At 72.2% G+C, this 1,362-nt stretch carries 1 protein-coding gene; it reads left to right on the top strand.

Going from position 1 to position 1,362, the window contains the following annotated elements; translation table 11 throughout:
- Nucleotides 1–455: 455 nt before the first annotated feature.
- Entirely contained in the window at nucleotides 456–956 is a 501-nt protein-coding gene (locus V7067_RS15805; protein ID WP_334176862.1) for an N-acetyltransferase, read from the top strand.
- The last annotated feature ends 406 nt before the right edge of the window (nucleotides 957–1,362 follow it).

Below are 1,362 nucleotides of genomic sequence, written 5' to 3'. Positions count from 1 at the left end.
GTCGGGCTGAACGCCGGGCTGCCGGACCGCTGCATGCGACTTCATCGCCAACCGCCGCTGCGCCCGGCTCGGACGGGAACCGGTGTTCGGCGAGGCAGAAAATCCCTTCCCGTGGATGAGCGAAACGACGGATCTGAAGACGAAAAGGAACGTCTTCGGGATCCGCGTCACCGAATATGAGGCCGGCAGCGCGCTCAGCCGGGCGTGAGGGCCACGGCAGCCGGTTGGCGGACGGCGGCGACAAGGCCGCTCCGGTCGTCCGGGCACGGTGTGGAACCGGCCCTGTCACGCCGCTCTGCCGGCCGGCGCAGCGGCCGAAAAGGCCCGCCTAAACGCGCTTTGTGCTTGCAAGGGCGGGCCGGGCGGTTTTCAACCGGTTGCGACGCGAACGGCCGGCCGGCTTCGGAGGCCGGCCGGGCCTTCGTCCGCGCAGTGCGGGCATCGGGAGTAATGGCATGCTGATCCGTAATGAAACCGTGAGCGACAGTCCGGCCATCAGCCGGCTTGTGACGGAAGCGATGCGGATGCTCCCGCAGGCCTCGGGCACTGAGGCGGGCATCGTCGAAGGGTTGCGCGCGGACGGCGCGCTCACGCTCTCGCTCGTGGCAGAGGAGAACGGCGCGGTGATTGGCTATCTGGCAGCCTCGCAGGCGCGGATCGGGGATGAAGGCGGCTGGGGTCTGATCGGTCCGCTTGTCGTGCTGCCGTCAAGGCATCGTCAGGGCGTCGGCTCGGCCCTGATGGCAGAGGCGCTGCGCCGGCTGCGGGAAACCAGCCGCGGCGCGGCGCTGGTGGGCGACCCGGCCTATTACAGCCGCTTCGGCTTCCGCGCCTTCCCGGGGCTGGGCGTGACCGGGTGTCCCCCCGAGGTGGTGCAGGCCCTGCCTTTCGACGGCCCGGCGCCGCGCGGCGAACTGATCCATCACCCGGCCTTCGGCCTGAAGCAGCCGGGCTGACAGCAAGGCCGGCGACGGCACCGAACGGACAGGCCGCGCCGCCGCGCGACCCGCCGGCGGGCCGGCCCCGCACCGCGGCAACCGCGCCGCCATAACGCGTGCCTGCGTCGGCAAGGCCGGGCGGGGCTCCCTTCCGCGCGCCCTTTCTCACACTTCAGGCAGGGGGGCGCCGAGGCAGGCGCCCGGCCGCCCGCGAGGCGGGCTTTCGACCGGAATGCACCGCCGCACCGGCGACGCCGGTCTCCCGGTTGCCAGCGCCATCGTCTCCGGGCCGGCCTGCGACGGCACCGGCGCCGAGAGTTCTTCAGGCCGATCGCGGCTGCGATGCCGATGCCATCCGCACGGAGATGGAAGCGCGCGGCGTTCCGCCAGTCCCTCCGATGCGGCACAACGGGATGGCCCGGAT

Origin of the sequence: Pseudoxanthobacter sp., assembly GCF_036822375.1 — a bacterium.
In the GTDB taxonomy this organism is placed as follows: domain Bacteria; phylum Pseudomonadota; class Alphaproteobacteria; order Rhizobiales; family Segnochrobactraceae; genus Pseudoxanthobacter.
Note: the sequence above shows the minus strand (reverse complement) of the source record. Positions and strands in the feature narration are given on the sequence as shown.